Annotated in this window: 18 protein-coding genes; 5 read left to right on the top strand and 13 right to left on the bottom strand. The window is 69.0% G+C overall.

All coding sequences use genetic code 11. The features are described 5' to 3' along the window. Position 1: 1 nt before the first annotated feature. The gene (gene nudC, locus ACK5NO_RS05165) at positions 2-907 is read right to left on the bottom strand and encodes an NAD(+) diphosphatase (RefSeq protein ID WP_416811642.1); all 906 of its coding nucleotides are present in this window, start codon (positions 905-907) and stop codon (positions 2-4) included. A 101-nt stretch (positions 908-1008) separates the two neighbouring features. Between nudC and ACK5NO_RS05160 the strand changes: the two genes are divergently transcribed. Further along, positions 1009-1938 carry a phosphotransferase gene (locus ACK5NO_RS05160; protein WP_416811602.1) on the top strand — a complete coding sequence of 310 codons (930 nt, stop codon included), beginning with the start codon at positions 1009-1011 and terminating at the stop codon, positions 1936-1938. On the opposite strand, the gene ACK5NO_RS05155 is transcribed toward ACK5NO_RS05160, so the two are convergent. From ACK5NO_RS05155 to ACK5NO_RS05140, 4 genes are read right to left on the bottom strand one after another with little or no spacing between them, the layout of a single operon-like run. Further along, a complete protein-coding gene (locus tag ACK5NO_RS05155; protein WP_416811601.1) occupies positions 1935-5231 on the bottom strand; it encodes a UvrD-helicase domain-containing protein in 3297 nt (1098 codons plus the stop codon). The genes ACK5NO_RS05160 and ACK5NO_RS05155 overlap by 4 nt on opposite strands. Beyond that, positions 5228-8374: a PD-(D/E)XK nuclease family protein gene (locus tag ACK5NO_RS05150; RefSeq protein WP_416811600.1), complete on the bottom strand. Its 3147-nt coding sequence runs from the start codon at positions 8372-8374 to the stop codon at positions 5228-5230. Before ACK5NO_RS05150 ends, ACK5NO_RS05155 begins: the two co-directional genes overlap by 4 nt. 12 nt (positions 8375-8386) lie before the next feature. Beyond that, entirely contained in the window at positions 8387-9364 is a 978-nt protein-coding gene (locus ACK5NO_RS05145; RefSeq protein WP_416811599.1) for a DUF368 domain-containing protein, read from the bottom strand. Positions 9365-9404: 40 nt separating this feature from the next. Then, on the bottom strand, positions 9405-10313 hold the full coding sequence (locus ACK5NO_RS05140; protein WP_416811598.1) for a DUF3152 domain-containing protein: 909 nt from the start codon (positions 10311-10313) through the stop codon (positions 9405-9407). A 50-nt stretch (positions 10314-10363) separates the two neighbouring features. Between ACK5NO_RS05140 and ACK5NO_RS05135 the strand changes: the two genes are divergently transcribed. Next, positions 10364-10582: a DUF3107 domain-containing protein gene (locus ACK5NO_RS05135; RefSeq protein ID WP_416811597.1), complete on the top strand. Its 219-nt coding sequence runs from the start codon at positions 10364-10366 to the stop codon at positions 10580-10582. Here the strand turns inward: ACK5NO_RS05135 and ACK5NO_RS05130 are convergent. The 7 genes from ACK5NO_RS05130 to ACK5NO_RS05100 all read right to left on the bottom strand — a co-directional run bounded on the left by ACK5NO_RS05130 (position 10579) and on the right by ACK5NO_RS05100 (position 19127). After that, on the bottom strand, positions 10579-11094 hold the full coding sequence (locus tag ACK5NO_RS05130; protein ID WP_416811596.1) for a gluconokinase: 516 nt from the start codon (positions 11092-11094) through the stop codon (positions 10579-10581). The two genes, ACK5NO_RS05135 and ACK5NO_RS05130, sit on opposite strands and share 4 nt — an antisense overlap. A gap of 20 nt (positions 11095-11114) precedes the next feature. Beyond that, a complete protein-coding gene (locus ACK5NO_RS05125) occupies positions 11115-12128 on the bottom strand; it encodes an ABC transporter permease (RefSeq protein ID WP_416811595.1) in 1014 nt (337 codons plus the stop codon). Between the two features lies 1 nt (position 12129). Beyond that, the gene (locus tag ACK5NO_RS05120) at positions 12130-13113 is read right to left on the bottom strand and encodes an ABC transporter permease (protein WP_416811594.1); all 984 of its coding nucleotides are present in this window, start codon (positions 13111-13113) and stop codon (positions 12130-12132) included. Positions 13114-13118: 5 nt separating this feature from the next. Continuing rightward, positions 13119-13928 (bottom strand): ABC transporter ATP-binding protein, encoded by an 810-nt coding sequence (locus tag ACK5NO_RS05115; RefSeq protein ID WP_416811593.1) that lies wholly within the window; start codon positions 13926-13928, stop codon positions 13119-13121. Beyond that, a complete protein-coding gene (locus ACK5NO_RS05110; RefSeq protein ID WP_416811592.1) occupies positions 13925-14788 on the bottom strand; it encodes an ABC transporter ATP-binding protein in 864 nt (287 codons plus the stop codon). Before ACK5NO_RS05110 ends, ACK5NO_RS05115 begins: the two co-directional genes overlap by 4 nt. An 89-nt stretch (positions 14789-14877) precedes the next feature. After that, positions 14878-16569 (bottom strand): ABC transporter substrate-binding protein, encoded by a 1692-nt coding sequence (locus ACK5NO_RS05105; protein WP_416811591.1) that lies wholly within the window; start codon positions 16567-16569, stop codon positions 14878-14880. An 80-nt stretch (positions 16570-16649) separates the two neighbouring features. Further along, complete coding sequence (locus ACK5NO_RS05100; RefSeq protein WP_416811641.1) at positions 16650-19127, bottom strand: beta-glucosidase family protein; 2478 nt, start codon at positions 19125-19127, stop codon at positions 16650-16652. 223 nt (positions 19128-19350) lie between these two features. On the opposite strand from ACK5NO_RS05100, the gene ACK5NO_RS05095 reads away from it, so the two are divergent. Both ACK5NO_RS05095 and ACK5NO_RS05090 read left to right on the top strand, forming a co-directional pair. Next, positions 19351-20037: a TetR/AcrR family transcriptional regulator gene (locus tag ACK5NO_RS05095; RefSeq protein WP_416811590.1), complete on the top strand. Its 687-nt coding sequence runs from the start codon at positions 19351-19353 to the stop codon at positions 20035-20037. A gap of 149 nt (positions 20038-20186) precedes the next feature. Next, a complete protein-coding gene (locus ACK5NO_RS05090) occupies positions 20187-21869 on the top strand; it encodes a DEAD/DEAH box helicase (RefSeq protein WP_416811589.1) in 1683 nt (560 codons plus the stop codon). An 85-nt stretch (positions 21870-21954) separates the two neighbouring features. On the opposite strand, the gene ACK5NO_RS05085 is transcribed toward ACK5NO_RS05090, so the two are convergent. After that, positions 21955-22794: a PHP domain-containing protein gene (locus ACK5NO_RS05085; protein ID WP_416811588.1), complete on the bottom strand. Its 840-nt coding sequence runs from the start codon at positions 22792-22794 to the stop codon at positions 21955-21957. Between ACK5NO_RS05085 and ACK5NO_RS05080 the strand changes: the two genes are divergently transcribed. After that, positions 22787-24223 (top strand): aminopeptidase P family protein, encoded by a 1437-nt coding sequence (locus tag ACK5NO_RS05080; protein ID WP_416811587.1) that lies wholly within the window; start codon positions 22787-22789, stop codon positions 24221-24223. The two genes, ACK5NO_RS05085 and ACK5NO_RS05080, sit on opposite strands and share 8 nt — an antisense overlap. Positions 24224-24434 lie beyond the last annotated feature (211 nt).

Here is a 24434-nt window from a genome sequence, read left to right as displayed (position 1 = left end):
GTCAGGTGTCACTGACACTGTCGGCCGCCACCCGTGTGGGCGCCTCTCCGAGCCAGTCTTCAAGCAGGCGCAACGCGATGGATCCGGCCGGCGGAACGACGATCTCACCCGTCGAGGTCGCCGCGCGCAATTGGTCGCGGCTCACCCAGCGCGCCTCCGTGATCTCCTCGCCGTCCGGCGTCAGGACGGCCGATGCGGCACGCGCCGTGAAGCCGACCATCACCGAGGCGGGGAATGGCCACGGCTGAGAGGCGACGTACGCGATGTCCGTCACCTCGAGGCCGATTTCCTCTGCCACCTCGCGCCTGACCGCCTGCTCGAAACTCTCCCCTGGCTCGACGTAACCGGCCAAGTGAGAGAAGCGGCGCTCCGTCCAGCGAGCGGCGTGCGCGAGCAACAGCCGATCCTCGTGATCGGTGATCGCGACAATGATCGCGGGGTCGGTGCGGGGGTAGTGCTCGCGCTCGCAAGTAGCGCAACGGCGATGCCAGCCGCCCGGCCCCACCTGCATCGGCCCTCCGCACAGCGGGCAACGCGCATGCGAGCCGTGCCAGTGAGCCATGGCGACGGCCGTGGTCGCCAGGTCGCGGTCGCGCTGGCCGACACGGTCCTCGCCCAGCCGGCCCAACAGGGCCCTCAGCGGCTCGAAGGCCACGTCCTCTCCCAGGCCTTCCTGCGCATCGGCCGTACTCGCCACGGCCACGTACTCGATGCCGTCGGCCACTCCCAGGAAGCACACGAGCGCCGCGCCATCCCACGCCCCAGGAGCGAGGGTGACCAGCCCGTCCGGTCCCGTGAGCACCGCGCCGTCTGCCACCAGGACCGCCCGTGCGAGCGAGCCGTCGCTCACCCCTCGCAGGTGCGCGGCGCGGTCAACGAAGGGCGGGGTGGGGACTGCGGGGTTCATCACGCCACCAAGGTACGCCAGGGCCCGTGGCCCCGTGCGCGTGCACCCAGCGGCGGCGTGGGCTGTGGCGCGGCCCCGCGCGAAGGTTCTATCGTGAGGGCGTGCCTCGTTCTCCGCTCGCGCTCGCCGCGCTCGCGTCGGTCGCCGTGCCTGGCCTCGACGTCTACGACGTCCTGCGCAGCCCCCACACTGACGCAGACTTCGACGTGGTCGTGGTCAAGGACGCCACCGGCACCCGGTGGGTGGTCCGCGCGCCCAAGCGGCCCGCTGCAGGCGCTGCGCTCGAAGCAGAGCGTGGGCTGCTGACCGCGCTGGCCCGCGCGCACGACACCGGCCTGCTGCCATTCGACGTACCGCGCCCCCGTGGGGCCGCCGCCCTCGCCGATTCCGACGGCGGGCGTGCCGTCGTGTACTCCGAGATCGCGGGCAGCCCCATGGTGCTGTCGCGTATCGACCCCGGCCCAGGCCTCGCGGCCGCCTTGGGTAGCGCGCTCGCGAAGATCCATGAGCTGCCGCCCACGTTGATCGAGGACCAAGGCCTGCCGACCTACACGGCCGAGGAGTACCGCGACCGTCGCATGTCGGAGCTCGACGCGGCGATCGACACCGGCAAGATTCCTCCGCGGCTCGCGGATCGCTGGGAGCACCAGCTCGAGAACGTTGCCTGGTGGCGCTTCGAGCCCACCGTCGTGCACGGCGACCTGGGCGAGCACCAGATCCACGTGCGCGGTGACGCCATCACTGGCATCGCCGACTGGATGGATGCCCGTGTCGCTGACCCTGCCGACGACCTCGCGTGGCTCGCGGCAGCCGCGCCGGAGGATGTGCTCGAGTCGATCATGGAGGCCTACCGGATGGGCCGGCGCGAGACGCGCGATCCCCACCTGATCGACCGCGCACGGCTCGCCTCGGAGTTGGCGCTGGTGCGCTGGCTCATGTACGGCGTACGCACCGACAATCAGGATGTGATCGAGGACGGCGAGGGGATGCTCGCCGACCTCGAGGCGCTCCTGTTCGACGACGAAGACTAGGCCCGCTCTCCCGCCAGCAGCGCGACGATCTCGTCACGCTCCATGAGCCGCTCGGGCCAGACCGTCTGGTTTGCTCCCACGTAGAAGAACGCCGCGTCCACGTCGTCGAGGGGGATGTCCTTCCACGCCGACCACGCGAGTCGGTACACCGCGAGTTGGACCTCACGCGCCTTGCGCTCGTCGGCGTCTCGGGGCGGCGAACCGGATTTCCAGTCCACGACCGTGATCCGCTCGAGCCCTTGCCCGGCGGGGAACACCGCGTCGATGCGTGAGCGAATGGTGACGCCACCGATGGGCATCTCCACCCTCACCTCGATGTCTGTGGGCTGGCGGCCCGCCCACTCCGAGTTCTCGAACGCTGCGCGCAGGCCCGCAAGGTGGTCGGCATCCACGTGGTCTCGCTCGAGCACCTCGTCCGGTTCGAGCAAGACCGGGCGCCCATAGCGCTCCTCGATCCACTGGTGCAGGGCGTTGCCGCGCGCAGCGGCCAGCGTGGGCTCCTGCGGGACCGGCCTGCGCAACTGATCCGCGAACGCCTGCCGATCGCGCTGGATCGCCACCAGGTGGGACGCGGTGAGGTGTCCGGGAAGCGGCACCGTGCTTGCCCGGCCGCTCCTGCTGGCCCGCTCCGCAAGCATCGCTTCGATGTCCGCTCCCCATGGCAGGTCAGCCCACGGCACGGCAAGCGCCTCCGGATCCGTCATCGCCACCCGCACCTGCTGCGCGAGGGCCCGCCTGCGTTGCTGCTCGGCAGTGGGTGGCGCGGGCCACGGCGCCACGGCGAGCACCGCTTCGGGGCGCTCGGCGTCGTCCTCAGGAGCAGCCGTCCAACCGTCCCGGCTAACCACGTCGCGATCAATCAGTTCGGACAGGAACAGCGATGGCGCGGAAGGCGACGAGGACGTGCTCCACCATGATCCAGACAGCAACACGTGCGTGCGCGCGCGTGTGAGCGCGACATAGAACAGCCTGCGCTCCTCGTCGACCCGATGCTCACCCGAGTCCGCCTTGAACGCGTCGATGGCGGCCTTGAGGCTCGCGCGGTCAACGGCGTCGCCCAGGTCGAACAGCGGCAGGTCCTCGCGGTCAAGGCGAAGCGGCGAAGGGAGCTGGCCTGCCTCCGACAGCCACGCGCCGTCGTTGACACTCACCCGCCTGCGGCCATCCTCGTCAAGGTAGGGCTTGGGGATGCCGCCCGAGGGGAACTGGCTACGCCCTCCCCTGCCCGTCCCCTGCGTCATCCCAGGGATCGCCACGATGTCCCACTCGAGGCCCTTGGCGCTGTGGCACGTCAGAATCTGCACAGCACCGGGCTCGGGCTCCTTGACCGGGGCGGTCAGGCCGCGCTCCTCGTCGCGCGCCGCATCGAGCCACGTGAGGAACGCCCCGAGCGTGGCGCGTTCGGCGCCTGCGGCAAACGAGCGTGCGGCATCGACGAAAGCGTCGACGTTGCGCGAGGCCCGACCGTCGGGCCGGGCCACCTCGGCCTCAATATCCAGGCCCCAGGCCCGCTCAGCGAACACGATGAGTTCTGTCAAGGACAGGTAGGTGTGCTCGCGGATCGCTCGCACGACGCCGCGCAGCATGCTCAACCTGTCCAGGGCGCTCTGCGTCAGCGAGCGACCGGCATGGGACACCCAGGCAGCATTGGGCAGCGAGTCGAGGCCGTCGACGATGGTGGGCGCGTACTCTCGGACACCCGGGCTAGTCCGGTCGCGGCTGTCTCGGTCACGGTCCGCCCAGTCCTTGAGCGCCATGAGGTCCGCCGGGCCCAAGGCAAGACGCTCGCCAGCGATCAGCCGCATCAGCGAGTCTCCGCGCGAGGGGTCGTGCGCCACTTGGAGCAACGCGATGAGCTCGGCTACCTCGGGGGTGTCGATGAGTCCGCCGAGCCCGACGACCTCGTAGTCAAGACCGGCGCGGGTGAGCGCCTCGATGATCGGCGCAAACTGCACGCGCCGGCGGCACAGCACCGCCGCGCTGGCGATGCGACCGGGACGAGCGAGTTCCTCACGTCGAGCTTCGATGAATGCGGCGATGGAGTCGCCTTCGTCGGCGAGGTCGAGTGCCATGTGGGCGCTCAGCCCCGGCGCCGCGCGCGCGGGCTCGGGCCGGCCAAGATACTGACCCGTCGACCGCAAGGGCTCCACCCGCACGGCGGGATGCTCAGGGAGCATGCGGGCGACGGCATTCGCTGCGGCCAAAATGGCGGCCTCGTTGCGCCACGACACCGACAGCGTGCGCGTGGCCACGTGCTCGGGCCCCCCGAACTGCTCGACAAAGGACGACAACGCGCTGGCCGACGCTCCCCTGAAGCCGTAAATAGCCTGGTTGGGATCGCCCACCGCCATCACCGGGTGCGTGGGTCCGAACATCCGAGCGAATAGCCTCAACTGCGCGGGCGAGGTGTCTTGGAACTCGTCCAGCAGGACTACCCGGTAGCGGCTGCGCTCGATGGCCTGGACCGCCTCGAGGTCCGCGAGTTCGACGCCGTAGGCCACGTGGTCGGAGAAGTCCAGGTACGAGCCATCGCGCTTACGGCGCAGAAACTCGGTGGCCATGGGGGCCAGGTCGATGAGCGTCGTCAGTTGCTTGAGTGACGCGGCTTCCGGCGTCGGGTTGCCGTTCGCGTTGACCATCGCGGTTCCGCCGCGCGCGCCGGGTAGCCCTCCCAACCCATCGAGGGTGCGTTGGGCCCAGTCACGCACTGCCGCGGGAGTGGTGAGGTGCTCGCGGGTCTGCGCCGCGAAAGACGAGACTGCGCGAGTCAAGGTGCTTACGGACGCGGAGGTATCGACGGGGTCTGACCACTGGCTGACCACAGCATCGGCGATCTGCCACAGCGCCGCATCGGTCAGCGTGGCGGCATCGGGGTCGACGCCGAGCCGGAGGCCGTGCTCAGCCACGAGCGAGGCCGCATAGCCGTTGTAGGTGGCCACGCTCACCGGCGGCCGCGCAGGATCCTCTCCAAAGATGGAAGTGATGCGTGCCTGGGCACGTTCGGCGATCTCCGCCGCGGCCTTACGGGTAAAGGTCAGGCACAGGATCTCGTCGGGGCTGATGGCCCGGCCGAACAGACGTTCGCCGTGGTCGAGCAAGTAGACCATGCGCATCGATAGCGTCTCGGTCTTGCCGGACCCGGCACCGGCGACGATAAGGGTGGGCTCGAGTCCCGACCCGATGATGGCCTGCTGCTCCGGGGTGGGCGTTGTGTCCGGGTCGATCACGGCCGCGATTTCGGCCACCGTGCGCCCGTAGCCATCGACGCGGCCCGCCTCACCTGCCTGGTTCACGCGTCACTCACCTGTCGCCCCTCTGGCTGCACGGGGCACGACCGGCGCACGGGGCACCGTCCGCACATGTCGTTCTCGGTGGCCAGGAATGCCGAGTCGCGCATGACGCCCACCACGGCCTCCAAGCGCGCCCGCTGCTCGGGCACGTCGATGGGCGGTTGCTCCTTGACGGAGTGACCCTTGTTGGACCCTCCGACGAACACGAGGGCCGCGCCGTCGGCTTGATCCACGCCCTCGAAGGCGCCGTGGGCCGCGGCGAGTTGGTACATCGACAACTGGGCGTGAGTGAGCGGGTCGCCGGCATAGGCGGGGTCACCCGTCTTGAGGTCGACTATCCGGGTGCGGTCGGCTCGGGTCTCGACGCGGTCAGCACTGCCGGCGAGCAACGCTCCTCCTACCTCGACCTCAAACCGCTCCTCGAGCCGCACGCGCTCTGGCGGGTTGGCCGCAAAGTACTCCGCGAGGCGGTGAATCATCGCGTCCGCCTTGGCCCGCAGCACGCGGTCGGGCAGGGTGTCATCCCCCGCCACCTCATGCCACCGCTCGTCGAGCGCGGCCTGCAGTTGCGCCTCGGTGCCGTCCGGCAACTGCTGCGCAATCTCGTGAATCAGCGTGCCAAGCTGCTGCTTGTCGCTGTCCTGACCCACGCCGCCCGCGCTCTCAAGCGCCCACCGCAATGCACAGCGCTCGACTCCCTCGACCTTGGACGGTGACACCCTCACGAGCCCCTCCGGATCGAAGAAGCCCGCATCGGTCGACGGATCCGCGACGCCACTCCACATGGCGGGGTCGGCGCCTGCCACATCAAGTACGGAGAGCCGCGCGAGGGCGATCGCGCGCACACGCACGTCGTCGTCCGATGCGCGCTCGTCGTGCGCTCGCAAGGTCGCCACTGCATGCCGCAGGTCAGACATGCGCGGCACCGTGCCCGTCGTGTGCCGCGCGACCCCCGTAGCGGTCTCGACCCAGTCGACGAACCGGGAGGGGCGGGTGTCCTCATCCTCGACGCACGCGACCACAAGCCGGGCCCGGGCGCGCGAGACGGCAACCGCGAAGGCGCGCGTCTCGTCGTCCAGCACCGTGTGCCGCGCCTGAGCCGCCAGGCGAGAACGCGCTTCCAGGTCAAGAGGCTCGATGGGCGCCCGAAACGCGACGATTTCCGCGAGGTGCTGCGCTCCCAGGACCGAGTCACGCAACCGGAGGTTGGGCCACACGCCTTCCTCAACGCCCGCGACGACGACGAGATCCCATTCGCGGCCGGCAGCGGAGGCCGGCGTCGCGAACGTCACCGTCTCCGTGCCGCGCGCCCGCGCACCGAGACTGTCGACCGCGAACTCTTGCGACGTGAGGTGGTCGACGAACCCGTCCACCGTCACGCCTGGGCGGCGTTCCTCGACGTTCTGCGCCTCCCTCAGCAGCGCGATCACCGCGTCAAGGTCGGCGTCGTCACGCGCTGATCCCGCGAGCGCAGCCGCCCGCCACGAGTCGGCGACGTCGAGCGCGGCCCAGATCGTCCAGATCACCCGGCGGGGCGAGTCCTCGCGGCGGACCAGCGCCTCGCGTGCCGCGACCACGGCCGCGCTTGCGCGGGCGGCCGAGCGTGCCTCGTGCCCGCTCAGGCTCGCCCATCGTGCGGGATCGCCCATCGCGTCGACCAGGAGGTCCGCGGCGGGCGCCCGTCCGCCTGCCTCACGATCCTCACGCACCAACGCGCGACGCAAGCGCCGCAGGGCGACGGGGTCGAGTCCGATGAGCCGTGACGACAGTACCTGGCTTGCGAGGTCTTCCGTCCACGGCCTGCCTGCGGCCACCCTCATCATCCCCAGCAGCGGCGCGACCACTGCCTGCTCGTGCAGCGCCACCCCGTCCCCCAACGGTTCGCACGGAATGTCGGCCGCGAGCAGGTCAGCACGCAGGGCGCGCAACTGACCGTTGGACCGCGCGATCACGGCCATGCGGTCCCACCCCACCGGCTCGCCGTCGAGGCCGTGACGTGCACGCCTCAACGCTGCGGCGATCGCACGCGACTGCGCGTAGCGATGCGGGGCCACCAGGATCTCCACGCCCTGCCCAGAACTGTGGTCAATGGAGGTAGGCGGCCGTCTGGCCGATCCCACTGACTGGGTGCCGATGCGCGCCACCACCTGGTCGGTCAGGTGGGCCAGCGCACCGTCCTGACGGTGCACCTCACTCAAGTGCACGAGCGACGCACCCATCGCATGCCGGCCCGTGGTCGCCGTGGCCTGAGCGAGGGCAGACGGCACCGCACCTCGATACCCCTGCACGGCCTGGTCGGCGTTGCCCACGAGTACGAGCCGAGCCCCGCCTGCCGCGAGCGCGTCGAGCAGCGCTATCGATGATGCGGTGACGTCCTGGTAGTCGTCGACGACCACCAGGTCCCACGACGGACGGGCGCCCCACTCCCTGGTCCAGTTGTCGAGCACGACCGCGGCTTGCCGCGCGGCGCCCGCCGCGTCGTAGCGCAGCCCGCGTCCCTCGATCTCACGCCACAAGGCAACCTCGAGGTACTCCTCGTACACCTGTGCGGCACAGTCCCATTCACGGCGCCCCGTGCGTGCCGCCAGGTCACGCAGCCCGTCGGGATCGAGCCCGGCCTCGGTGGCGCGCATGATGAGGTCACGCAATTCCCCGCGAAAGCCCGCAAGCGTGAGCGCTTGTTCGGGAACGATCGCGGACCAGTCCGGCGCAGAACCCTCGCCCCGGCGGTGGCCATCGATGAGATCGCGCAGCATCGCGTCCTGATCCGCGCCAGTGATGAGGCTCGGGGCCGGCTCTCCGAGTGCTTGCGCCTGTGCACACAGCACCGAGTGCGCGACGGAAGCCGCGGTGTGGACCACGGCAACTCCCGAGGCCCGATCCACTCCAGAGGCCACCGTGTCGCGCAGCCTTGCCGCGGCCTCACGCGTGGGCGCAATCACCAGCATCCGCTCGGGCCGCAGGCCCATCGCGGCACCCCGTGCGGCGATGGCCGTCACCACCGTGGATTTGCCAGATCCAGCAGGCCCGACGATCACCACATGCCCGCGGCTAGCGATCGCATGGTCCACTGCGGCAGCCTGGTCGCGGTCGAGCGCGTCCGGGCGCCGCGCAGGCGTGGCTGCGCCTAGCACCGTGGTGGTCATGAGCTCAGCCCATCACACGCCACTGACATCGCAGTCGGTCGAAGCCGCCGCACGTCGCGCGGCCACCCGCTCGAGTGCCATGATCCCCAGCACGATGACGATCCCGGTGACAAAGAGCGCGATCGCCGCGCCAAGGTGGTCGCCAGGAGCCAGGAGCGTGCCGTCGTCGGCCTGCCACGGCCACAGTGCGCGCAGCGACCCGACCATCAGACCCGTCATCGCCGCGAGGGTCAGCGAGCGGCGGTGCTCGAGCAACCACTGCAAGCCCGTGACAAAAAGCGACAGACCCACGATCGCGCCCACGATGAACACCCCGAGATACGCGAGGTTGCGATCGTTCACGGCCGCGAGCGTGGGCGCATACATGCCCAGCACGAGCAACAGAAACGATCCCGAGACTCCGGGTAGCACGAGCGCGCACACGGCCACTGAGGCGCTCAGCGCGACCATCCACATGGCGGGGTCGTCGTGCGGGGTGCCGGTCAGTCCGGTGAACCAGATCGCGAATGCGGCGGCCACCAACGCGGCGGCGATCTCGCGCGCCCTCCAATGCCCCACCATGCGCGCAGGCACGGCGAGCGAGGCCACGATCAGGCCCGCAAACAGGGCGGAGGTCTGCACCGGATTGTGCTCGAGCAAGGGGGCGAGCGTGGCGGAGACGATGACGATCGCGGCGAGCATGCCTATCCCGATGGGAATCAGCATCGACCAGCGCGCCTGCGCCGCATGGGCCCGGGCCCTGGCCTTGAGCTCGGCGCGCTGGTGAGGCGTCACTACCGCACGGGCCCAGTCGACGGCTGCTCGCACGAGCGAGCCCGCCGACCCGATCAGCACGTCGTACACGCCGAGCACCAGGGCGAGCGTGCCGCCTGAGACGCCGGGGACAATCTCGACTGCGCCGATCACACCACCGCGGGCAACGTTGAGAGCGAAGGGCCCGACGCCCGTTCGAGTACTGGTCGCGGCGGGATCGCCTACCTGCTCAGACATGGGCCGAGTCTACTGAGCGGCGCCTGCGGCCCCGCGCACCCTAGTTCTCGGCCGATGCGGTGGTGCTGGGCTCCGGCAGAGGCTCGTCTGGCGACGGCCACGGGTTGGGCTCGCACACCTCGGGCAGCTCGCGCTGGTCGGCCATGATGGGGGCACGGCCAGACTCGCAGACCTCGTCGGCGGTGCCGAGGAGGTGTCCGACGCCATGGTTCACCAGGTACGCACGGGCTCCGGTGGTGTCCGTCCCGTACGCGTCGAGCCCTGCCGCCCAGTCATAGCCGCTGATCATCACGAGGCCCCTGTCGGCGCAGGTCACGGCCTCAGCAGGCGAGGCCGTGACAGTCGGCTCTGCACTCGCGGCGTCGTCAGCGGTGCCCACCGACGAGGCCGCGGCGTGTGGCGTGAGACACGTGGACGCCGTCGTGACGGGGCTCGCGATCACGACCCGAACGTCCGAGGCCCCCGTAGTGGGCACAAACTCGTATCGGCCGCGCGCACCCCAGCCGCGCGGGTCGTTGAGGACGGCGAGCACGAACTCCGCCAGCGCCTGGCCGTCGAGTTGAAGCCCGTCTTCGAACTCGATGCGGACCGTCTTGACGGCAGCGGCGTCGGCCGTCGCCTCGCCATCGCTACTCACGGTGGTGAAGGTTCCCGCGCCCGTGGTGGGCACCTCGAGCCTGGTGAGACCCGCGAGCCTGTCGGCCTCGTCCAACTCGCGGTCGATGGGAGCGAGGTCGGGCAGCGAGATCTCAGGAGTGGCGCTCGGATCGGGCGAAGGCGTGGGTGAGACGGTCGGCTCCGGTGCGGCGAGTGACTCGCCTACTAGCCCGGTACCCCATCCCACGGCGATGCCACCCACGAAGGCGGCTGCGACCACGATGGCCACCGCCTTCGGGCTCGGCCCGCCGGTTCTCCTGCGCGCGAACATCGCCCCATTGCCTCGACTCACGGCTCTACGATAATCAGTGACCCCAGCATCGACGACCACAGGAGGCCCCCGTGGAGGTTCGTATCGGCATTCAGAACGTTGCCCGTGAGATCCAACTTGAGACTCACAGCACCGCAGACGAGGTCGCAGCCGCCGTGGCCGATGCCGTCGCTGGTGCCACTCTTGAGCTCACGGACATCAAGGGCCGCCGCGTCGTGGTGCCCGCAGGCGCACTCGGCTACGTCGAGATCGGCGAGGAGTCCAAGCGGCGAGTGGGCTTCGGCGCCTAAGAGCCTTCCCCCGCGGCGCCGCGCACATAGGCGAGCGCCTGACCGACCGCCTGCGCCACCGAAGCGTCGGTCACATCGACCACCACGCCTCGTTCGTCGGCGGCCAATGGCTCGAGGATCGCGAACTGCGACGCGAGCAGCCCCGTGCCAGCAAAGTGGCCCCCGCGTCGCGTGCGCGCCGCCACCCGGCCTTCGAGCACGTGCTGTGGCGCACTCAGGTGCACGAACACAAGGTCGCGCCCCGCGCTGTCGCGCAGCGCCTCGCGGTAGGACCGCTTGAGAGCGGAGCACGCCATCACCGCGTCCTCCCTCTCGGCCAACCACATTCCCACCCGAGCCAACCACGGCCACCTGTCCTCGTCGGTGAGGGGCACTCCCGCAGCCATGGCCGCCACCGCATCGGCCGAATGAAGATCGTCGGCGTCGCCGTAGGGGGCGCCAAGAGCGTCGGCCAAGCCGCGCGCGACGGAAGACTTGCCACACCCCGTGACACCCATGACGACCACGCGCATGGGTGTCACGGTACTGGTCGTCACTTGTCGTCGTCGGCCTCACGCACCATGGTGACCCCAGAGGTCAGGCTCATGCCCTTGCGGCGCATCGCCCTCGCGCGCTCGCCCGCCGAGCGCAGGCGCGGGTTGACGTACTCGTCGATGCCGAAGTTGATGAGCGACAGCGCCATGCCAAAGATTGCGATGCAGAGGCCGGCGGGGATGTACCACCACCAGAAGTCGGGGAACGCGCCATTCTGCTGTGCCCAGAACAGGATGGTGCCCCAGTTGAGGTTGGTGATGGGGATCACGCCAATGAACGCGAGCGTGGTGAGGCCCAGGACGGCGGCCGTCACCGTGCCCACAAAGCTCGACGCGATGATGGCGGTGAGGTTGGGAAGCATCTCCACCGCGATGATCCGGTGCAGGCGCTCGCCGTTGGCGCGGGCAGCCTGAACAAAGTCGCGGTTGCGCAGCGACATGGTCTGCGCACGCAGCACCCGCGCGCCCCACGCCCACCCGGTGATCGCGATGACTGCGGAGATCAGCACGATAGACGGGTTGTCGTATTGCGAGGCCACGATGATGATGAGCGGCAGACCAGGGATCACCAAGAACACGTTGGTGAGCGCGGACAACGATTCCGACTTCCATCCCTTGACGTAGCCCGCGGACACTCCGACCACCACGGCGACAAAAGTCGCCAGCACTCCCGCGACCAGGCCCACGATCAGCACTCCCCTGGTGCCGTAGATGATCTGGGAGAAGATGTCCTCCCCTAGGTGGGTCGTGCCGAGCCAGTGCTGTGCCGATGGCGGCTGCTTGAGCGCCGTGAAGTCCTTCTCCAATGGCCCAAACGGTGCGATGAAGTCGGCAAACACTGCCGCGAACACGAACACCCCGAGGATGATCAGTCCGGTGATCGACTTGCCATTGCGGAACATGGCGAACGACTGGCCGATGCGGCTGCCGCGCCGGGGACGGCGAGGCTCGGTTGCGCTCGCATCGGCGATGGGCGTGGGGTCGTCGCTGACAGGAAAGTTCGACACGGACATTTCAGGACTCCATCATTCGCGTGCGAGGGTCGAGGACCGCGTGGACGACATCCGCAAGGATGTTCGCCAGGAGCACGGCCATGGTGATCACGAGGAACAGGCCCTGCATGAGCGGCCAGTCCTTGGCGTTGGTCGCGTCGAGCAGCATCTTGCCCACGCCCGGGTAGGAGAACACCAGTTCCGTGACGAGCGTGCCGCCCACGATGAACCCCAGCGCGAGGGCGAAGCTCGACAGTTGCGGCAGGACCGCATTGCGCGCGGCGTACTTGCGCAGCACCCGCCGAGGAGCAAGCCCCTTGGCCTCCGCGACGGTGACGTAGTCCTCGTCAAGCACGGTGATCATCATGTTGCGCATGCCAAGGATCCAGCCTCCGAGGGAGGCAAACACGATGGTGAACGCCGGGAGCGTGCCGTGGGCGATGACCTCGCCGATGAAGTCCCACGACAGGGTGGGTGCGGAACCCTTGTCATACGCATGCGAAGCGGGGAACCACCCCAGCTGGGTCGAGAACAGGGCGATCACGAGCAAGGCCATCCAGAAGTACGGCACCGTCGAGAAGAACGTCGCGAACGGGACCACGAGGTCCGCACGCGAGCCGCGACGCCACCCGATCACGGAGCCCATGAGCGTGCCGATCAGGAAGCTCAAGATGGTCGCGATTCCCACCAGGCCCACAGTCCACGGGATCCCCGTCGCGATGACCTCCGTCACGGGGGCCAGCCCCTTGGAGAACGACCGGCCCAGGTCGCCGCTGAACAACAACTGCCAGTAGTCGATGTACTGCTCGAACAACGACGCGTCCTCGTCGAGCCCGAACAGCGTCTCGAGAGAGGCGATCGCCTCGGGGTTGAAGTCGCTCTGGTGCTTCTGCAGGTACGCCGTGATCGGGTCGCCCTTCATCATGCGAGGCAAGAAGAAGTTGATCGTGATGGCCGCCCAGGCCGTGAAGAGGTAAAAGGCGGCACGTCTGAGGATGAATCGCACGTCCGTCAGCTCCTCGTGGTCGATGCCTGGCCGTCACGGCCGGCGAAGTGCTTGTCGGGATCCGGGGATGCGGAGCGCAACTCCCGCGTGTAGGGGTGCTGCGGACGCAGGATGACGTCGTCGGCGGCGCCGCGCTCGACCACCTCACCGTGGTGCATCACCATGATTTCGTCGGAGAAGTGGCGTGCTGTCGCGAGGTCGTGGGTGATGTACAGCACGCCAAGGTTGGATTGACGTTGCAAGTCCGCCAGCAAATTGAGCACACCCAAACGGATCGACACGTCGAGCATCGACACGGGCTCGTCGGCGATCAGCAGTTCGGGCCGCGACGCCAGGGCGCGCGCGATCGCCACGCGCTGACGTTGCCCACCCGACAGTTCGTGGGGCCGGCGGTCGACCACAGCGGCGTCCAACTGCACCCTCTCGAGCAGCCGGTGAACCTCGTCGTCAACCTCGGGCTTGGGCACCACCTTGTCCAGGCGCAGCGGCCGCTCGATGTGGTGTCGGATGGTGTGATACGGGTTGAGCGAGGCGAACGGATCCTGGAAGACCATCCGCACCCGCTGGCGGTAGCGGCGCAGGCCCGCACCGCGACGTGGGATGGGCTCCCCGTCGAGCAGCACCTCGCCGTCGCTCTGATGCTCCAACTGGGTGAGAATCTTCGCGATGGTCGACTTGCCGGAGCCGGACTGCCCCACGAGGGCGACCGTCTGACCCGACGACAGCGAGAAGGACACGTCGTTGACGGCGAGCAACTCGCCCGAGCCACGTACGTGGTAGCGCTTGGTGACGTGTCGGAAGTCGAGAGTGGTCACGCGTCACCCTCCTTGTCTGTGACGGCGGCGGACCCGCGCACAAAGGCGCCTCGGTCCCCCGTCAGGCTCGGGAAAGACGCGAGCAGCTTGCGGGTGTACTCATGCTCCGCGTGGGTGTAGATGCGCTCGGCGGTGTTGAGTTCGACGATCCGCCCGTCCTTCATGACGGCGATCCGGTCGGAGATCTCCAGCAAGAGCGGCAGGTCGTGGGTAATGAAGATGACGGAGAAGCCCAGCTCCCCACGCAATTGGGAGATCTGCTGCAGAATCTCGCGCTGCACGAGCACGTCGAGCGCCGTGGTGGGCTCGTCCATGATCATGAGTTGCGGCCGCAGCGCCATGGCCATCGCGATCATCACTCGCTGGCGCATGCCGCCGGAAAGCTCGTGGGGGTAGGACCGGAGCCGGTCCCTGCCCACGCCCACGAGGTCGAGCAGGCGGCCCGAGTGCTCACGGCGCTCGCCCTTGGTCATCTGCGGTCGGTGGGTGAGGAACACATCGTCGAGCTGGCGGCCGATGTTGGCGACGGGGTTGAGCGAGTTCATCGCTCCTTGGAAGACCATCGAGACCTTGTCCCACCGGAAGGCACGCATCTGCACGGCGTCTAGGCCATTGATGTCGATGTCCTCACCGGACGCATCGTGGAAGACCGTATGCCCGGAAGTGATCACGGCGGGGGGCTTGAGCAGGCGCTGGATTCCGTAGGCGAGGGTGGTCTTGCCGCAGCCGGATTCGCCCGCGAGGCCGAGGATCTCTCCACGGCGCAGCTCGAGCGAGACCTCGGTCACAGCCTCGACCGGAGGCTCCACGTCGTAGACGACGCTGAAGTCCTTGACGGTCAGCAAGGTGTCGGTGGTCACGGTGTCTTCCTGTTTCGGGTGACGGTGGTGCCGCTCGGTGGAGCCGGGGGATCCGGCCCCACCAAGCAGCGAGGGTCAGCGTGAGAGTGTCAGCTGGCCGGTTCGAGACGGGTGAGGATCAGCGATGCTGCCGCCACCGTCGGGTTGATGTCCGCGTAGGGGTCCTCGTCCGACGGCCATCCCACGTAGTTGCGGGTGTTGTATTCACCGATCGAGGGGCGCGTACCGATCGGGATGACCGGAACGTCCTCGACGAACACCTTCTCGACGATGTCGAGTGCCGCCTGGCGCTCCGCGTCGTCATTGGTCAGCGAGAAGGCGTCGAGTGCCTGCGTGACCTCGGCGTTGTCGAAGCGGCCAAAGTTGTTGTTGGCCGGCTCGCCGATGGGCACGAGCCAGTCCTGGCTCAGCATCGACTTGTACATGTCGTACGGGGTGAGCCCGCCGTCGGTCCAGTGCAGGATCGCGTCGAAGTCACCGATGGACTTGTCGTTCCACCAGGTGTCCACGTCGGGGGTGTTCACGGTGGCGGTGACGCCCAGCGCGGCAACGGAGTCCGCGATGAGGGAGATACCGGTCACGTAGTCGTTCCAGCCCTGGGGCACCTGAAGTTCGAACGTCACCGTCTCGCCGTCGGGATCGACGAGCGCGTCCGAACCGTCCCACGTGTAGCCGGCGTCCTCGAGCACGGCGCGTGCACCGTCGACGTCGACCTCGTAGTTCTGACCGACGTACGCGTCGGAGATGTACGAGTCACCGACGGGCGTGGGCAGTCCGGTGACCGAGGTGATCTCCGGCACTCCACCTTCACGCGCGATCTCCGCGTGCTTGGCACGGTCGACCACCATGTTGACGGCCTGACGGAAGGCGACGTTGTCGAACGGCTTCTCCGTGAGGTTCATGTACATCACGTCCGCCGCCAGGCCCGGGGGTGCCCAGTAGACGTTGTGCTCGGCGTCCTTGTCGAGGTACGCCGACTGCACGTTGGGGATGAAGGCCTGGGCCCAGTCAGCATCGCCCGTCGCGAGCGCCGTCGTGAGCGCGGTGTTGTCGTTGTACGAGACGTAGTACAGCGTCGGCACGGCGAGTTCACCGCCCCAGTAGTCGGTGCGCGCCGTGAGCTCGACCGACTGCGTGGAGAAGGTCTCCATCACGTAGGGCCCGGTGCCCACGGGCTCGAGGAAGGTCTCGGTAGCCGGGTCGGCCACGTCCTTCCAGATGTGCTCGGGAACGATCAACTTGTGCAGCACCTTGTCCTGCTTGACCCACATGGGCTCGGCGAAGGTCAAGGTGACGGTGTCACCGTCGTTGGCGACGGCGGTCAGGCCCGTCGCGGCGGTGTCCAGTTCGGGGTAGTCAAGAAACAGCTGGAACGTGAACGCAATGTCGTCGGCGGTGAAGTCCTCACCGTCGCTCCACTTCACTCCCGAGCGCGGGGTGACGGTGAGCTGGGTGCCGTCGTCCGACCAAGTGAACTCCTCGGCCAGCCACGGCACGGTCTCCGCGGTGGGGTCGACGGTGTTGACGTGAGCGAGTGGTTCCAGGATCGCGTTGATGTAGCCGAGCTTGAGGCCCGACGAGTCCCCCACCCACGGGTTGTTGGACTCGGTGGCAATCGCGCCGTCGGGCTTGGCAATGGTCAGGGCCGCGCCCGCCTGGGGCGTGCTCGAACCGTCGTCCGATCCGGTCTCGCCCGGATCGGCAGGGTCCCCGCCGCACGCGGCGAGGGTCAAAGCTGCGGCCACGGTGAGGGCCGCGATCGAGGACTTCTTCATCCTCATCAGTTCCTCCTAGGGTTGGCGGTGCCGGAGTCCCGGCACCAGTCATGGTGTTGTTGCGCCCACGGTCGTGCGGCGCCGAGCTAGACGGACCTCCTCGTCGACTCGGGCGCGCTCACGGTGACCACCTCGTCACCGCGCAGATCGCGCACAGACCTCCCGACGTGCAGGCGATACTCGCCCCCCACCAGGCGCCAGGCCTGGCGCTGCACGTCCCACACTTCAAAGTTGCGTCGCGGCACCGCCACCGTGACCAGTGCGCTCGCGCCCGCAGGCACCTGCGCGGAGCAGAAGCCCCCCAGCCAGCGCACGGGGCGTGCGACATCCGGGGAGACAGGCTCGACGTACACCTGCACCACCTCGCGACCATCCCGCTCACCCGTGTTGGTGACGGTGACGTCGATCTCTACGACCGCATCGGCGCCGATGCGGGGGCTGGCGTGCAGTGCCTGTTCCCATGTCGTCCAGCCAAGGCCGTGCCCGAAGGGTGCCGCTGGCACGGCACCCGAGCGCTCCCACGCGCGGTAGCCCACATCCACGCCCTCCGCGTAAGCGATGACCCCGCCGTCGGGAATCGCGTGCGCCACCGGCACGTCTGCTTCGCGAGCGGGCAGGGTCCACGGCAGTCGGCCCGCAGGCTCAGCGTCGCCACTGAGGATGTCCGCGAGCGCGTGGCCCGCCTCCTGACCGGGGAACCACGCCCACAAGACGGTGCGGGCTCGCTCGAGCCACGGCAGCACCACGGGGGCGCCTGCATTGACGACGATCACCGCGTCGGGCGCCGCATCGAGCACCCGCTCGACCAACTCGTCTTGGCGTCCTGGCATGGCCAGAGTGGTGCGGTCCCAGCCCTCCGACTCCGATTCCTCGTTGGTGCCGACGACGACGATCGCCAGGTCGGCGGCAGCGGCGGCGGCCACCGCATCGGCAATCTCCTGGTCGTCCGAGCGCCGCGGCAGCGCGTGGCGCAGTTCGGCGCGGACAAAGCGCCCGTACCCGGCCGCGTCGATGACCTGGTGGCGAGAGCGGATCACCACGTCGCGGGGTTCATCAATGGTGACGCTCATGACCGGCGAGTCGGGGTTGTTGACCGACGAGTCGAGCACGCAGTCCACCCCCACGCGACGCTCGCTGGACGACGCCTTGAGCCCGTCGATCACGGTGTGGTGGATGCCCACCGTTCCCACGGACAGTTGGTGCTCGCCAGGCTCGTCGAGCCGGGCCCTGACGGTGAGTTCGACCGAGGTCGCTCCTGCGGGGATGTCGCGGAGCCAGCCCTCATAGTCCGTGACCGTGTGCACGCCCAACGGCCGGCTGGCCTCGTCGAGCCACGCCACCTCGATGCCTGCGGCGCGTCCAGCGACGTCCAGGCGGGGCGCGAAGGCCCGCGGGTCGCCCCCACGCTCGACCACAATGCTGGCGTCGGGCCACCGCTGCGCGAGGCCTTCCACGGGCGTGACCACGTGCGCTGGATGCACTGTCGACGACCCGCCTCCCAACACATGCGGACGGATTGCGTTGGCACCAATCAGCGCCACCGACGCTGGCGCTGGCCGGCTCCACGGCGCGCTCGCGGGATCCGTGCGCAGCGCAACGGTGGAGCGAGTGGCCACCCGCCGAGCGAGAGTGCGCAGGTCAGCAGTGTGTGGCGTCGCAGCAGGCTCGGGGTGGGCGGCACCCACCCGCGCGGCAAGCAACAGCACGCGTGCGACCTTGTCGTCAATCGTCTCGACGCTCACTTCGCCCGCCGTCACGGCAGCCAGCAGTCCTTGCGCCCACGGCCCGCCTGGACCCGGCATGATGACGTCCAGTCCGCCGGTGGCCGCATGGACCGCGCGGCGGGTGGCCTCCCAGTCAGAGACCACGACACCGTCGAAGCCCATCGAGTCCTTCAGGACGTCGACGAGCAGGTGACGGTGCTCGGTCATGGGACCTGACTCGGCTCCGTCGTCCACGCCGTTGTAGGCCGCCATGATGGACCACACCCCGGCGTCGATGGCGGCCTCGAAGGGCGCGAGGTAGACCTCTCGCAGCACCCGCTCGTCGACCCGTGAGATGTACGAGGTCCGCTCGGTCTCGGAGTCGTTGGCCACGTAGTGCTTCATGCATGCGCCGACCCCCTGCTCCTGCAAGCCGGTGACGACTGCGGCGCCTACCACGGACGTGAGCGCGGGGTCCTCCGAGAAGCACTCGAAGTGGCGCCCTCCCACGGGAGTGCGCTGAAGATTGACTTGGGGAGCGAGCACCACGTCCACGCCGTGGGCGCGGGCTTCTTGCGCAAAGCCCCTCCCGATCTCGACGGCAAGGTCGCGATCCCACGCGGCGGCCACTGCGGACGGCGTAGGGAACAGGATGGACGTCTCGCCCTGACGCTCTCCGAGCCCTCGCACGCCTACAGGGCCATCGGAAAAGGAAATCGACCTCAGGCCCAGCTCGGGCAACGCGATCAGGCGCCACATGGTCATGCCGGTGAGCAGTTCCACCTTGCGCTCGAGCGGCAGGCTCGCGGCCTGCGCCTTGGCCTGCTCGAGCGTCGCGCTCGCGTCGCTCAGCCCTGACATCGTCGTCACCAACGGCTCCTTGTTCGTCATCGAAACCGGCCATCAGAGGCCTTGTCGAGTAACTTACAGTACGGTTAGTAACTGAGAAGCCGACGGGACGGACTGTTGCCATTTCGTGACCTGAGGCGATGGCGAATCTGGGCTACCCGCCCCTGTGAATAGACTCGACACGTCCCCTAGCGCCCACCCGGTCGCAGGGGCGCACTCATCAAGCGAGGTCCATATGAGCCGCACCAGGCGACAGTTGCCCCCTAGGCCCGAGACGGCCGAGAGGCGGCGCGAGATCCTGCGCGCCGCGCTCGAGATCTTTGGCGCCAAGGGCTACAACAATGGCCCGCTCGCGGAGATCGCTGAGCAAGTGGGCATGACCCACGCCGGCATCCTTCATCATTTCGGATCCAAAGACCGACTGCTGGTCGAGGTGCTGCGCTACCGCGACGAGTCCGACGTCGAAGGGATCGAGGGCCAGCACATCCCCGACGGCACCGCGCTGTTTCGCCACCTCATTCGCACCGCGTTTGTCAACCAGGCGCGGCCCGGAATCGTCCAGGCCTACGCCGTGCTGTCCGCGGAGTCCGTCACTGACGGCAACCCGGGTCGCACCTACTTCGAGGACCGCTACCGGGTCCTGCGCGGAGAGGTTGCCGCCGCATTCCGCGTGATGTGCGCGGAGCACGGGATCGACGAGCCAGACACCATCGCGCTCGGCGCGACCTCCATCCTCGCGGTCATGGACGGCCTGCAAGTGCAGTGGCTGCTTGACCCCGACAACGTCGAGCTCGCTCAGACCAGTGCCTTCGCCATCGAGGCCATCGCCGCCCAGGTCATCACCCCTCGAGAAGCGCCCTTCGCCACCAGCGATGAGGCCTCGCGTGACCGACCCTGGCGCGCCTCACCCTCGGCCAGGTAGAATGCAAGGCGACCCGGGGCTGACCGGTCGTCATGAGAAGCGCGGTACCGCTGCAGACAGCGAAGGCCGCAAGGACAATGATTCGCGATCGGCTGCCCGCCGAGAATGCGCCCCCTTATGCGTTGTGGCGCGCGAACCATAGGACAACCATGACTGACACCGCCGAGCACATCTCTGTGCCCGAAACCCCCGAAGACGAGCAGCTGACTGCCCAGTCCCCTGCCTTCGCCGAGAAGCCGTTTGCCGACTACCCCATCAACCCGCTGATCGCCCAGGCGCTCGCGGACAAGGGCATCCTCACCCCGTTCCCCATCCAGGCGATGACCCTGCCCGTGGCGCTGTCGGGCCACGACATCATCGGCCAGGCAAAGACCGGTACCGGAAAGACCCTCGGCTTTGGCGTGCCGCTGCTGCACCGCACCGTCTCCCCCGGCGAGGAGGGCTTTGACTCGCTGCCCGAGCCCGGCAAGCCGCAGGCCCTCGTGGTCGCCCCCACCCGCGAACTCGCCGTCCAGGTGGCCGGTGACCTCATCGCCGCGTCCAAGAAGCGCTCGACCCGCATTGTCCAGATCTACGGTGGCCGTGCGTACGAGCCCCAGATCGAGGCGCTCGTCAAGGGCGCCGAGGTCGTCGTCGGCACCCCCGGCCGCATGATCGACCTGCTCAACCAGGGCCACCTCGACCTGCGCTACGTGCGCACCGTGGTGCTCGACGAGGCCGACGAGATGCTCGACCTCGGATTCTTGCCCGACGTCGAGAAGTTGCTGGCCGCGACCCCCGCGTCGCGCCACACCATGCTGTTCTCCGCGACCATGCCGGGGCCCGTCGTGGCTCTCGCCCGTCGCTACATGACGCAGCCCACGCACATCCGCGCTGCTGACCCCGACGACGACGGCGCCACGGTCAAGGCCATCAAGCAGGTGGTCTACCGCGCCCACGCACTCGACAAGATCGAGGTGCTCGCGCGCATTCTGCAGGCCAACGGCCGCGGCCGTACCGTCGTGTTCGCCCGCACCAAGCGCACCGCAGCCAAGGTCTCCGACGAGCTGCGTGACCGCGGGTTCGCCGCGGGCGCCATCCACGGCGACCTTGGCCAGGGAGCCCGCGAGCAGGCCTTGCGCGCCTTCCGCAACTCGAAGATCGACGTGCTCGTCGCGACCGACGTCGCCGCCCGCGGCATCGACGTCGAGGACGTCACGCACGTCATCAACTACCAGTGCCCCGAGGACGAGAAGACCTACCTGCACCGCATTGGCCGCACCGGCCGCGCGGGCAAGACCGGCACCGCAGTGAGCTTTGTCGACTGGGACGACGTCCCCCGCTGGAGCCTCATCGACAAGGCACTCGACCTGGGCTACCCCGAGCCCGTCGAGACCTACTCGACCTCCCCCCACCTGTACGAGGACCTCGACATCCCCGAAGGCACCAAGGGCCGCCTGCCCAAGTCCGAGCAGCACCTCGCCGGCCTCGAGGCCGAGCAGGTCGAGGACCTGGGCGAGACCGGCAAGAAGCCGTCCGGCGGCGGCCGTGGCGGCGACCGGGGCGGCCGCTCCGGTGGTGCGCGCGACGGCGGCTCACGCGAGGGTGGCCGCGGACGTTCGCGCGGCGGTCGTTCGCGTAGCCGCGGCGAGGGCAGCACGGCCGATGCGGGTGGTGAGCGCCGCACCGAGCGCGCCTCGGGAGAGCGCACCTCTGGCGAGGGCTCGGCAGCCGGCTCGACCTCTGCTGAGGGCGGCCAGCGCCGCCCCCGCAACCGTCGTCGTCGCCGCAGCGGCGGCTCGGGTGCGGGAGGCGCAGCCCAGGGCGGTCAGCAGGCGCAGCCCCAGGCCTAAGGCTCAGTTCAGGAGTACTCCGCGGCCCCATCAGCCCCACGGCTGGTGGGGCCGCGGTGCGTCTGGGACCGGGAGGCGTCTGGTGTCAGTGCGACGACAGCGCACCGCGCGCGGCCTCGAGGCGGGCGAACTCGGCGGGAGCCGTGAGGTTCTCGCCCAGTCGGTTCAGTTTCCCCGTGCCGTGATAGTCGGAGGCGCCCGTGGGCACCAGGTCGAGCCGCTCGGCCAGGTCGGCGAGCCGCGAGCGCTGGCGTAGGTCGTGATCGCGGTGGTGCACCTCAAGCCCCACGAGCCCTGCGCGCGCCATCGACTCGATCACCGAGGTGCGCACGATCCTGCCGCGCGTGTCGGCCCCAGGGTGGGCGAACACCGTGACCCCGCCCGCGGCGCGCATCGTCCTGATCGCCTGGTTCACTTCGGGCGCGTAGTGCGGGACGTAGTAGCGCGAGCCGGGCACCAAAATGGCCTCGAAGGCGGCGTCCCTGGTGGGCACGACCCCCTGGTCGACCAGCGCATCGGCAATGTGGGGGCGGCCCACGGTAGCCGCGTCCCCCGCCCGCTCGGATACCGCCTCCCACGTCACGGGATAGTCCTCGCCAATCCGGCGCACGATCTCCTTGGCGCGGTCCACGCGCGCGTCGCGAGTGGCGGCCAGCATCCGCTCGACGCCCTCGTCGGCTCGATCGTGCCAATAGCTGAGCAAGTGCACCGAGATGCCGTGGTGGCGGCACGAGACCTCGATCCCAGGGACAAAGGCGACGCCCGCATCGGCCGCCGTGGCGCTGGCCTCGTCCCAACCGGCGGTCGAGTCGTGATCGGTCAGCGCGACCACGTCGAGGCCCGCCTCTGCGGCCTCCCGCATCACCTGCTCGGGAGAGCCCGTGCCGTCGGACACCGTGGAGTGGGTGTGAAGGTCGATGCGCATTCGGCCAGGCTATGCCAGGTCCAGCGGCGGCCGTCGAGCGTGCGACCATGGTGCCGTGAGCGACGAGCAGGCTGAGAAGACCAACAAGGCGCGCGCACTGCGCCCTGACAACGCAGAGTTCAAGACGTGGATCGGGTCCCAGTGGGCTGAGCCGGACGATCTTGAGACCACCGCGGCCGCCTCCGCGCCGTTCGCCGCTGAGCGCCGCGCCCGGCTGTCGGCGGCCTTCCCCGGCAAGCGCATCGTGGTGCCTGCTGGCGACCTCAAGGTGCGCTCGAACGACACCGACTACCGCTTCTCCCCCGACCGGGACTTCGCCTACCTCACGGGCCTGGGCACCGACCGCGAGCCCGGCGCCGTGCTCGTGCTCGAGCCCACGGCAGACGGCCACGACGCCACGCTGTACCTGATCCCGCCCGCAGGCAAGGACGACGACGGCTTCTACACCGACCCCCGCTCGGGCGAGTTCTGGATTGGCCGCCGCCCCGGACTTGACGAGTTTGCCGCCATGACCGGCATCGCGACAGCTCCGCTGTCCACGCTGCCCGAGGGCATTCGCCTTCACTCGCAGCCCACCAAGGCCGTGCGCCGCGTGCTGTCCGAGATGCGTCTGGTCAAGGACGTGTGGGAGGTCCAGCAACTGCGCGAAGCGGTGGACGCGACCATCGCGGGCTTCGAGCGCGTGGTGGGCGAACTGCCCCGCGCCATCGCCCACAAGCGTGGCGAGCGCGTGGTCGAGGCCACGTTCGACGGGCACGCCCGCGAAGAAGGCAATGCGGTGGGCTACGAGACCATCGCCGCCTCCGGAGCCCACGCCACCACGCTGCACTGGATCACCAACGACGGCCAGGTGCGCGAAGGCGACCTGCTGCTGCTCGATGCCGGCGTCGAGGTCGAGAGCCTCTACACCGCAGACATCACCCGCACCATGCCCGTCACCGGTGAGTTCTCCGAGGTGCAGCGCCGCGTCTACCAGGTGGTTCTCGAGGCCGCCGATGCCGCTTTCGCAGTGGCGCGCCCCGGCGTCACGTTCCGCGACGTTCACGAGGCCGCCATGGACGTCATCGAGGCACACCTCACCGAGTGGGGCATCGTGCCTGAGGCCGAGAACGAAGAGTCCAAACTGTTCCGCCGCTGGATGGTGCACTCGACGTCCCACCACCTGGGCCTCGACGTGCACGACTGCGCCGCAGCCAAGCGCGAGCTCTACATGGACGGCCCGCTCCAGCCCGGCATGGTGTTCACCATCGAGCCCGGCCTGTACTTCAAGGCCGACGACCTCGCCGTGCCCGCAGAACTGCGCGGCATCGGCGTGCGTATCGAGGACGACGTCCTGGTCACCGAGGACGGCGTCGAGAACCTCTCGGCGGCCCTGCCCCGCGACCCCGGCGCCGTCGAGGCGTGGATGGCACGTCACCGCCGCGCGTAGCCAACGGCCCTCACCACCACCCTCACCCCTCCCCACCCTCCCCACCCTCCTCCCCCTCCTCCCCCTCCTCCCCCGGGGTTCGCGTAGACCTGGACCAGATGTGCGCCTTCGGCGCGCGCTGCGCGTAGGTGAGGCCCACCTGTAGGCTCAGAACATGCACCCACCGGTGAGGGGATCGTTGCCGCGCGAGCGCCGCGCTCGTGCACGTCGC

The organism is Demequina sp., from assembly GCF_047975725.1.
GTDB lineage: Bacteria > Actinomycetota > Actinomycetes > Actinomycetales > Demequinaceae > Demequina.
This window is presented reverse-complemented; position numbering and strand designations above follow the sequence as displayed.

Excerpts from the sequence above, each read along its gene's own strand:
- ACK5NO_RS05085 (WP_416811588.1), bottom strand. The coding sequence starts at position 22,794 with ATGCGCATCGACCTTCACACCCACTCCACGGTGTCCGACGGCACGGGC.
- ACK5NO_RS05080 (WP_416811587.1), top strand. The coding sequence starts at position 22,787 with ATGCGCATTCGGCCAGGCTATGCCAGGTCCAGCGGCGGCCGTCGAGCG.
- ACK5NO_RS05095 (WP_416811590.1), top strand. The coding sequence starts at position 19,351 with ATGAGCCGCACCAGGCGACAGTTGCCCCCTAGGCCCGAGACGGCCGAG.
- ACK5NO_RS05105 (WP_416811591.1), bottom strand. The coding sequence starts at position 16,569 with ATGAGGATGAAGAAGTCCTCGATCGCGGCCCTCACCGTGGCCGCAGCT.
- ACK5NO_RS05130 (WP_416811596.1), bottom strand. The coding sequence starts at position 11,094 with ATGCGCGTGGTCGTCATGGGTGTCACGGGGTGTGGCAAGTCTTCCGTC.
- ACK5NO_RS05125 (WP_416811595.1), bottom strand. The coding sequence starts at position 12,128 with ATGTCCGTGTCGAACTTTCCTGTCAGCGACGACCCCACGCCCATCGCC.
- ACK5NO_RS05150 (WP_416811600.1), bottom strand. The coding sequence starts at position 8,374 with ATGACCACCACGGTGCTAGGCGCAGCCACGCCTGCGCGGCGCCCGGAC.
- ACK5NO_RS05090 (WP_416811589.1), top strand. The coding sequence starts at position 20,187 with ATGACTGACACCGCCGAGCACATCTCTGTGCCCGAAACCCCCGAAGAC.
- nudC (WP_416811642.1), bottom strand. The coding sequence starts at position 907 with ATGAACCCCGCAGTCCCCACCCCGCCCTTCGTTGACCGCGCCGCGCAC.
- ACK5NO_RS05100 (WP_416811641.1), bottom strand. The coding sequence starts at position 19,127 with ATGTCAGGGCTGAGCGACGCGAGCGCGACGCTCGAGCAGGCCAAGGCG.
- ACK5NO_RS05145 (WP_416811599.1), bottom strand. The coding sequence starts at position 9,364 with ATGTCTGAGCAGGTAGGCGATCCCGCCGCGACCAGTACTCGAACGGGC.